General features: G+C 41.0%; 9 protein-coding genes and 3 tRNA genes. 4 read left to right on the forward strand and 8 right to left on the reverse strand.

From position 1 onward, the window contains the following. The first annotated feature begins 44 nt into the window (after nucleotides 1–44). The 3 genes from H5079_RS00215 to H5079_RS00225 all read left to right on the forward strand — a co-directional run bounded on the left by H5079_RS00215 (nucleotide 45) and on the right by H5079_RS00225 (nucleotide 1,385). A complete protein-coding gene (locus H5079_RS00215; protein ID WP_011327728.1) occupies nucleotides 45–356 on the forward strand; it encodes a monooxygenase in 312 nt (103 codons plus the stop codon). A 457-nt stretch (nucleotides 357–813) separates the two neighbouring features. Further along, the gene (locus H5079_RS00220; RefSeq protein ID WP_011327729.1) at nucleotides 814–1,095 is read left to right on the forward strand and encodes a type II toxin-antitoxin system Phd/YefM family antitoxin; all 282 of its coding nucleotides are present in this window, start codon (nucleotides 814–816) and stop codon (nucleotides 1,093–1,095) included. Then, a complete protein-coding gene (locus H5079_RS00225) occupies nucleotides 1,092–1,385 on the forward strand; it encodes a type II toxin-antitoxin system RelE/ParE family toxin (protein ID WP_086994712.1) in 294 nt (97 codons plus the stop codon). Before H5079_RS00220 ends, H5079_RS00225 begins: the two co-directional genes overlap by 4 nt. An 83-nt stretch (nucleotides 1,386–1,468) precedes the next feature. Here the strand turns inward: H5079_RS00225 and lnt are convergent, their stop codons facing one another. Genes lnt through miaB form a run of 5 tightly spaced genes read right to left on the reverse strand, consistent with a single transcriptional unit; the run spans nucleotide 1,469 to nucleotide 6,927 of the window. Further along, complete coding sequence (gene lnt, locus H5079_RS00230; protein ID WP_172459234.1) at nucleotides 1,469–3,019, reverse strand: apolipoprotein N-acyltransferase; 1,551 nt, start codon at nucleotides 3,017–3,019, stop codon at nucleotides 1,469–1,471. Continuing rightward, nucleotides 3,000–3,884: a CNNM family magnesium/cobalt transport protein CorC gene (gene corC / locus H5079_RS00235; protein WP_011327732.1), complete on the reverse strand. Its 885-nt coding sequence runs from the start codon at nucleotides 3,882–3,884 to the stop codon at nucleotides 3,000–3,002. The genes lnt and corC overlap by 20 nt, the downstream gene beginning before the upstream one ends. 22 nt (nucleotides 3,885–3,906) lie before the next feature. Beyond that, a complete protein-coding gene (gene ybeY, locus H5079_RS00240) occupies nucleotides 3,907–4,365 on the reverse strand; it encodes an rRNA maturation RNase YbeY (protein WP_011327733.1) in 459 nt (152 codons plus the stop codon). Between the two features lie 4 nt (nucleotides 4,366–4,369). Beyond that, on the reverse strand, nucleotides 4,370–5,428 hold the full coding sequence (locus H5079_RS00245; RefSeq protein ID WP_182683213.1) for a PhoH family protein: 1,059 nt from the start codon (nucleotides 5,426–5,428) through the stop codon (nucleotides 4,370–4,372). A 50-nt stretch (nucleotides 5,429–5,478) separates the two neighbouring features. Then, on the reverse strand, nucleotides 5,479–6,927 hold the full coding sequence (gene miaB, locus H5079_RS00250; protein ID WP_086994706.1) for a tRNA (N6-isopentenyl adenosine(37)-C2)-methylthiotransferase MiaB: 1,449 nt from the start codon (nucleotides 6,925–6,927) through the stop codon (nucleotides 5,479–5,481). Between the two features lie 264 nt (nucleotides 6,928–7,191). Here miaB and H5079_RS00255 point away from each other — a divergent pair, with 264 nt between their 5' ends. Further along, complete coding sequence (locus H5079_RS00255) at nucleotides 7,192–8,361, forward strand: FAD-dependent monooxygenase (protein WP_011327736.1); 1,170 nt, start codon at nucleotides 7,192–7,194, stop codon at nucleotides 8,359–8,361. Nucleotides 8,362–8,631: 270 nt separating this feature from the next. On the opposite strand, the gene H5079_RS00260 is transcribed toward H5079_RS00255, so the two are convergent. The 3 genes from H5079_RS00260 to H5079_RS00270 all read right to left on the reverse strand — a co-directional run bounded on the left by H5079_RS00260 (nucleotide 8,632) and on the right by H5079_RS00270 (nucleotide 8,975). Then, nucleotides 8,632–8,706 (reverse strand) — tRNA-Gln (locus H5079_RS00260). Between the two features lie 39 nt (nucleotides 8,707–8,745). Beyond that, nucleotides 8,746–8,830, reverse strand: a tRNA-Leu gene (locus tag H5079_RS00265). A 70-nt stretch (nucleotides 8,831–8,900) separates the two neighbouring features. Next, a tRNA-Gln gene (locus H5079_RS00270) sits at nucleotides 8,901–8,975 on the reverse strand.

Here is an 8,975-nt window from a genome sequence, read left to right on the forward strand (position 1 = left end):
TATTAAAAGCGTGATACCGCGCTTTAGTTAAAAGAGAGCTTATAGTGAAAAAATTATTACAGGTAGATTTTGATTTTGCAGGCCCGTTTGGGGAGCAAATGTCAGCAGCATTAAAAGATTTAGCCGAATCAATTAACCATGAACCCGGTATTATTTGGAAAATTTGGACCGAAAACCAACAAGGTCAACTTGCTGGTGGTATTTACTTATTTGAAGATGAAGCATCAGCTAATGCGTATTTAACTATGCACACCGCACGCTTAAAGGCTATGGGGGTTGCCCAAGTTCGTGGCCAATTATTCGATGTAAACCTGCCATTATCAGCGATTAATAACGCACCGCTTACCGTTAAATAGATTAGTTAAATAGTTAGTTAAATAGTTAAGCAGCCAAATAATAAGACGGGTTAAAAAATCATTTAAATTAAAGGCTGCCTAGTGCAGCCTTTTTTCAAAGCCCACAAATTAAATAACGTATTTTATATAGAGGAGTTACGCAAGAGCGGAGCGAAACCGAACAAGGGAATTAATAATACTCTATTCATCTCAGAGTGTTTAGATATGCTTTGCTACACAGAACATCCATGCTTTAGTTTTTAACAACATTCACAAAACATAAGTCGCTAAAGAAGGTGTCATATAAGCTTATTTAGCATCATTTTGATACTTAATAAGCTTGTTTACCTTAGAGTTAGTATAATTGGATTTATATACTTCGCTCGATATTGTTATTGAGCTTAAGTATAAAGTATTGTATTTAACATTTATTTTAACTATAGTTTGTACCATATAAAGTACAACTAAAGGTACGATCATGAGTAGGCTTCATTTAGATCAAGATATTCAGCCGCTTTCAGATTTTAGAGCTGGAGCTGCATCATTTATACGCCAAGTTAATGAAACCAGAAGGCCAATTGTAATAACTCAAAGGGGTAAAGGCGTTGCTGTGGTTTTAGATGTTGCTGAATATGAATCTATGCAGGAAAAAATAGAGTTATTAGAGGAAATACAAAAAGCTGAAGATCAACTCTCTATGGGGCTGGGTATTTCAAACTCAGATGCTCGTGCGCAAGTTTTAAAGAGTATTAAAGATTGAAAGTAGTTTGGTCGCCTTTAGCATTAGAAAAATTAGTCACTATGGCTAAATTTATTGCTTTTGATAAACCATCGGCGGCTGACAAATGGGTTAATGATATTTTTGATCGAACAGATTTACTTGGTACTCAACCTGAACTAGGTCGGGAAGTGCCAGAATTATTAGGCTCAAGATATCGTGAATTAATATTTGGTAGCTATCGAATTATTTATAAAGTTGAACATGAAATTAAAATACTCACATTACGCAATAGGCGTCAATTGCTTAGCTTGAGCGATGTAGAGCAATAATTAACCAGAAAAGTTAATTGTTAAGCCCAAAGACTGCGCTGGGCTTAATCTATTGCTAATTCTCTAAGTTTAGAATTTTTCATTTATCTCTTAAACCTAATCCCAAACCCGCCAACACCCAGCAACAACACAAATCCCCATACAAACATGTTGCCGTATTGGCTGTACACGCTGTCGCCTTGTATTAACTTAACGTCGGCTTTCATGGTGGTTGCTTCAAACTGTGGCATGCTTTGTTGCGTGTGGCTTATTGGGTCGTATACGCCGCTTACGCCGTTGTTAGTAACACGTATTAGTGGCCGCTGTAGCTCTAGAGCGCGCATGCGAGCGATTTGCATATGCTGGTGGGGGCCAATGGAGTCGCCAAACCAAGCATCGTTACTTACGGTAAAGAGTAAATCTGAGCTGTGCTGATAATTACCACGCACTAGGTCGGCAAATACTATTTCGTAGCATATAGCGGGTAGTATATTAAAGCCGTTAGCACGTAGGTTGTTTTGTACTTTGTCGCCACGGGTAAACGACGACATAGGTAAATCAAACAACGGTGCAATAGGGCGCAGTAAATCTTCAAATGGTACAAATTCGCCAATAGGGAGTAATTGGTGTTTTTGATAGCGGTTTTTATCTAGGTAGCGGTAGTGGCCGTGTTCATCATCTTTATTTTTATTACCCACTACTATAAGGGTATTAAAAATAGTTTTAGTGTCGAGTTGGTAGTCAACAACACCGGTAATTAGCGCGGTTTTATTAAATGAAGCGGCACTGTCTAAGCCTGCTAGGTATGAGTCGGCAAGCGCTTCTATTTCGGGTACTGCGGCTTCGGGCCATACTATTAAGTCGGCGTCCCAGTGTGTGCGGGTTAGGTCCTGGTATTTACTCATGGTGGTCCAAAACTGGCTGGGATCAAAGCGCAGATTTTGTTTTATATTACCTTGTACAAGTAATGTCGACATACTTTTGCCAGAGTACTGTGCTGTACCTGTGGTGTATGCACCGGCAAAAAGTAGTGCTAAAGCACTGCTGGTTATGGCCAATGTTTTAAAATCTTTTTGGCTTAGGCGATACAATGCAAAACCAATGGCAATACATACTAAGGTTAAACCAAATTCGCCAATATAAGGGGCAAGCAGTCTAAGTGGGCTGTCGGTTTGCGTATAACCAAAACTTAACCATGGAAAGCCTGTTAGTAAGTGTGCGCGTAAGTATTCGCTTATGGCAAAACTTACAATTAATAATGCGCCATAACTTTTAGGGCCGCTGGCAAAGCGAGTTGTTGCCCAAAAGGCAAGTGCAGGAAATAACGCTAAGTATGAACACAATAAGGCCATAAGCGCTAAAGAAGCGATTAATGGCATACCGCCAAAAGTGGCTATAGATACATGTACCCAGCTAATACCAGCACCAAACCAACCTAAACCAAATATAAAGCCATATTTAGCGGCTGTTTTTGCGTGTGTTTTACCGGTGTTTTTTGGATTAATACAAAAAATGATGGCAGCAAGGCTAAAAAACGCAATGGGCCAAATTTCAAAGGGGGCATAGGCAAAAGTTAAAATAAGGCCCGCAATTAATGCGAGCCATGCTTTTTTATCTTTTGCTAATAAGGTGAACTTAGTTAGCAGAATCTTCACTGTAGTTATCATCAACCTTAGGAACGGTGACTTGCAGTTGCAAGATGCGGCGATTGTCAGAGTTGGTTACTTTAAATTGGTAACCTTCTATATCAATGGTTTCGCCACGGCTTGGCATGTGGCCAAAGGCATGTAATACAGTGCCACCAATAGTATCGGCGTCATCTGTGCTGTAACCTGTTTTAAAATGCTCGTTAAAGTCATCAACAGGGGTTAGCGCTTGTACTACGTAAACATGCTTAGCAAGTTGGCGAATATCTTGTTGCTCTTCTTCTTCGTCGTGTTCGTCTTCTATTTCGCCCACGATTATTTCAAGAATATCTTCAATAGTGACTAAGCCCGATACACCGCCGTATTCATCAATAACAATAGCCATATGGTAGCGTTGCTGACGAAATTCGTTAAGCAGGGTATCGACACGTTTACTTTCGGGTACTACCATTGCTGGGCGTAAATAATCGCGCAGTGAGGGCAGTAAGTCGTCTTTGTTTAAGATTAGGGGTAATAAATCTTTAGCGAGTAAAATCCCTTCTACATGGTCTTTGTCCTCACACACCACCGGAAAGCGTGAGTGCGTAGAGTGAACCATCATAGGTATGAGCTCTTCAAGCGGGCTGTCGATCTCAAGGGTGATCATTTGTGAGCGCGGCACCATAATGTCTCGCACTTTAAGCTTAGACACGCCAAGCACACCTTCAATCATCTCTTTGGTTTCTGGATCGATTACATCCCGCTCTTGCGCATCGGCAATTACTTCAACCAGCTCTTCTCTGTTCTGGGGTTCCCCTTGAAACTTTTGGGCTATTCGGCCCAGCCAGCTTTTTCCAGAAGAACCCTGGCTAGAATGCGAGTTACCGTCGCTCATTATATCTGATTACTCCGTTTATTTAAATTTCGTCCCGATATGGGTCTGCTATGTTTAGCTCAGCAAGTAATTGCTTTTCTATACTTTCCATCTCAAAAGCATCTTCACTCTTTATATGGTCAAATCCAAGCAAATGCAAGCATCCATGAATAACCATATGAGCAAAGTGGTCATGAAATGACTTTTCTTGCTCAATTGCTTCAGCCAATACAATAGCTGGGCAAATAACTAAATCACCTACTAAAGGAATATCTATTCCCGGTGGTGCTTCAAACTCAAACGACAGTACATTGGTAGGCTTGTTTTTACCACGGTAGTCGTTGTTGAGTTGTTGCGACTGCGCTTCGTCACTAATTACAATAGTGAGTTCAGATTCGTCGCGGTATTGGCTAAGGGCTTTGTCGGCCCAAAGCGCAAATTGTGCCTCGCTTGGTAAGTTGTCAAACTCACAGGCTATTTGTAAATCAAGTTCAGTGTTCACGGTATTACTCTTTAGTAGCAGGCGGTTGTTGAGCGGCAAGTTGCTCTCGGGCTTTTTGCTTTTTTAGGCGCATAAGTCGCTCGCTTTCATCGTTGCGCTCGTAGGCTTCAACAATACGCGCAACCACAGGGTGGCGAACTATGTCTTGGGCTTTAAAGTGGTTAAAGCTTATTTCGTCTACGCCATCGAGTACTTCCATTGCATGGCGTAAGCCTGAGCGCACACCACGTGGTAAATCTACTTGCGTTATGTCGCCAGTAATAACCGCTTTTGAGTTAAACCCAATACGGGTTAAAAACATTTTCATTTGCTCTGCGGTGGTATTTTGGCTTTCATCTAAAATAATAAAGGCATCATTAAGCGTACGCCCACGCATATAAGCAAGTGGGGCAATTTCAATAACGTTTTTTTCGATTAGTTTTTCTACTTTTTCAAAGCCAAGCATTTCAAATAGCGCATCGTAAAGCGGGCGCAAGTATGGGTCGACCTTTTGGCTTAAATCGCCCGGTAAAAAACCGAGCTTTTCACCTGCTTCTACCGCTGGGCGGGTAAGCAATATACGGCGAATTTCTTGGCGCTCTAGGGCATCAACTGCAGTTGCCACAGCTAAGTATGTTTTGCCTGTACCAGCAGGGCCAATGCCAAAGGTAATATCGTGATGCAAAATATTAGAAACGTATATACCTTGGTTTTCGTTACGCGGCTTTATAACACCACGGCGCGTTTTAATCACCATTTCTTTGGTGTAAGTGCTGGTTGTGGCGTCTTGTTCAAGGGCGTTTGATTCGGTAATGGCTAAGTGCACGTTGTCGGGTTCTATTTCGCCAATTTCGCCGCGCACAGGTTGAGTATCAATATAAAGGTTTTTTAAAATTTCTACAGCGCTGGCGCTACTGTAAGTTTTGCCTGTGACTTTAAAAAAGTTATCGCGGTGGATAATTTCAACACCGAGTCGGCGTTCAATTTGTTTGATGTTTTCGTCAAACGGGCCACATAAAGAAGAAAGGCGTTTGTTATCGGCAGGTTCTAAATAAATCTCTAATGTTTTTAACTGATTACTCAAAATTACTTCCTATAGCATGGCGCCAGTGTTAACTGGCGCTAAAATTTCCACTAAGGGACGAAAGTAGCAACGCCAATTTCGTTTATAGTGTCAGGTTTAGGCTCAAGGCTTGCAGCTTTAGTTAAAATAGCTGAAGGAGCGATTTCACGGCGTAAGTTCATTTCTGATTCTGTACGAATTAAGTCACCACGTAAAGAATTAGGTAGTGCCTCGGTAATACGTACGTCAACAAACTGACCGATCACTGTATGTGGGCCAACAAAGTTAACTACACGGTTGTTTTCGGTACGGCCACGTAATTCCATTGGGTTCTTTTTAGAAGGACCTTCAACGAGTATACGCTGCTCTGTATCGAACATTTGACGGCTAATTTGTTGCGCCATTTGTGTAATACGATTTTGCAGTAAGTATAAACGCTCTTTTTTCTCTTGCTCGGTTACGTCATCTGGCAAGTCGGCCGCTGGTGTACCTGGGCGTGCACTGTAAATAAAGCTAAAGCTCATATCAAAACCAACGTCGCTAATTAGCTTCATGGTTGCTTCAAAGTCATCTTGGGTTTCACCCGGAAAACCAATAATAAAATCTGACGACATGCTTAAGTTAGGACGAATTTTGCGTAACTTACGAATTGTCGACTTATATTCAATTGCCGTATGGCCGCGTTTCATTAGGTTTAAAATACGGTCTGAACCACTTTGTACTGGTAGATGTAAATGATCTACAAGCTCTGGTACATCGGCGTATACGTCAACTATATCTTGGGTAAACTCTACTGGATGCGATGTGGTGTAACGAATACGGTCAATACCATCAATGGCAGCAATAAGACGAATTAAATCCGAAAAATAACAAATTTCGCCATCGTGTGTGTCGCCGCGGTACGCGTTTACGTTTTGGCCAAGCAGGTTTACTTCACGTACGTTTTGCTCAGCAAGCTGGGCAATTTCTAATAGTACGTCATCTACTGGGCGGCTAACTTCTTCGCCGCGAGTGTATGGTACAACACAAAAAGTACAGTACTTAGAGCAGCCTTCCATAATAGATACAAACGCAGATGGGCCATCGGCTTTTGGCTCTGGTAAACGGTCAAATTTTTCAATCTCTGGGAATGAAATATCAACAACCGATGAGCCTTTATCGCCTTGCACTTGTTTAATCATTTCTGGTAAACGGTGCAGCGTTTGTGGGCCAAAAATAACGTCTACAAATGGCGCACGCTGGCGAATAGAGTCACCTTCTTGTGAGGCAACACAACCACCTACGCCAATAATTAAGTCTGGCTTGTCGTCTTTTAACAACTTCCAACGACCTAACTGATGGAACACTTTTTCTTGTGCTTTTTCACGAATTGAACAGGTGTTAAGTAAAATTACGTCGGCATCTGTTGCATCATCAGTTAGCTGGTAGCCATTGGTGGCATCTAAAAGTTCAGCCATTTTCTGAGAGTCGTATTCGTTCATCTGACAACCCCAGGTTTTAATATGCAGCTTTTTGCTCATTGAAATATTGCCTCGTGTTCAATTCGATAGTGGCACAAAAATGTGCTAGAAACAGGATTAAGTGAAATGCATTACTGCGCTATACCCACTTAAAGGACGCGTATTTTAGCTGGATACACACGTAAATCCAAGTATAGTTTTCATGTTTGTGATTTCAAATCAATGCAGCTTTAGTTTTATCCACAGTTGAGCGTATCCTTTGGCACATAACAAGCTAATTACGATACAATTAAAATAGTTTTAAGAAATTAAAAAGATGAGAACATGACAAAAAATAAAGTAATTGTTGTGGGTGCTGGCATGGTGGGTGCTGCTATGGCAATTAAACTTGCCCAGCAAGGCAAAGCAGTGCGCATAATAGAAAAAAAACTAATAAATCCGCAGCAAGTTTTAAGCAGTGATCAGGTTGATATTCGCGTATCGGCAATAAATCGTTTTTCAGAAAAGCTGCTAGACGAATTGGGCGCAATGCCACTTTTAAAACAAAGTAGGTTAGCGCCGTATCAACAATTAGAAGCGTTTGAGCGCGGTGGTGATAATTTATTATTTGATTGCGCCGATATAAACACCACGCATTTAGGCCACTTAATTGAAAATAACCTAATTCAAGCCAGTTTATGGCAGCAATTTGAGCAATACAACATTGAAGTTATTGAGCAAGCAGCGCCTATTACGAGTATTGAGCAAACCTCAGATGCAATTACGCTAGTGTATGGTGAGCAAACGTATACCGCTGATTTAGTTATTGCAGCCGACGGCGGGCAATCGCAATTACGCGCTAAAGCCAACATAGGTATAACCGGTTGGCAGTATCAGCAGCACTGCATGGGCGTACTTATAAAACTTGATGCGCCGCAACAAGTAAAAACGTGGCAGCAATTTACTCCCACCGGCCCTTTGGCCTTTTTACCTATGCAGGCTCCTTACGCTAATTTAATTTGGTATGACGATGCCAATACACTGCAAAGCTTTAAAGGTTTAAACCCGCTGCAACTTAAAACACATATTGTTAAAAAGTTTCCTGAGCTTGCCGGTGATTTTACCGTGTTAAAGCACGCGGTGTTTCCACTGGCTCGCCAGCACGCAAATAAATATTCGCAAGGGCGACTAGTGCTTGTAGGTGACGCTGCACATACTATTAACCCATTAGCCGGGCAGGGCGTAAATTTAGGCTTTCAAGACGTTGTAGCGCTTGCACAGGTGCTATTAAGTGCTGATGACATAGGTTGCCCATTAAAATTAAATGAGTATGAAAAATCGCGCCGCAAAGCAAATTTATTAATGATGAGTATGATGGATGCCTGCTACTTTGGCTTTTCTAATCAAATTGCACCATTAAAATGGGCGCGTAGCCAATTTTTAAAAATAGCTAACAATACCGGACCGGTAAAAAACTGGGTTTTAAAATACGCTATTAGCGGCGAGTTAAATTAATACTAATTGCTATAACATTTGCGAACTATTGAAAAGGCTCATTTATGGGTCTTTTTTTATGCTTATTTATTGATTAAAAGTGCGGTAGCAGAGGGGCTGCTAATAAAATATAGCCACTAAAATACAGTTATTAAAATAAGATTTTATAGATAGATTAAAAATACAGAAGTTTAAAATAAATAGATTTAAAATGAGTAGTTATGAGTACTTATGAGTACTTATGAGTAATACAAAAAGGAAGAGTAATTTAAGTAGGAAGTATAAACAAATTGGCTGGGATACCAGGATTTGAACCTGGGAATGCCAGGATCAAAACCTGGTGCCTTACCGCTTGGCGATATCCCAACTATAAATTTGTACAAGTTTTCGTTCTAGTTAAGAACATGGTGCGGAAGGAGAGACTTGAACTCTCACATCCTAAGATACTGGAACCTAAATCCAGCGCGTCTACCAATTCCGCCACTCCCGCATCACTAATTTGCTAATTTAAACTCTAAGCTAGAGCTATTCTTTAAACAACTTTCCTTGGTAGAAGAAGTTGGCTGGGATACCAGGATTTGAACCTGGGAATGCCAGGATCAAAACCTGGTGCCTTACCGCTTGGCGATATCCCA

Origin of the sequence: Pseudoalteromonas sp. SG44-5 (assembly GCF_014164175.1) — a bacterium.
GTDB classification, from domain to species: Bacteria; Pseudomonadota; Gammaproteobacteria; order Enterobacterales; family Alteromonadaceae; genus Pseudoalteromonas; species Pseudoalteromonas nigrifaciens.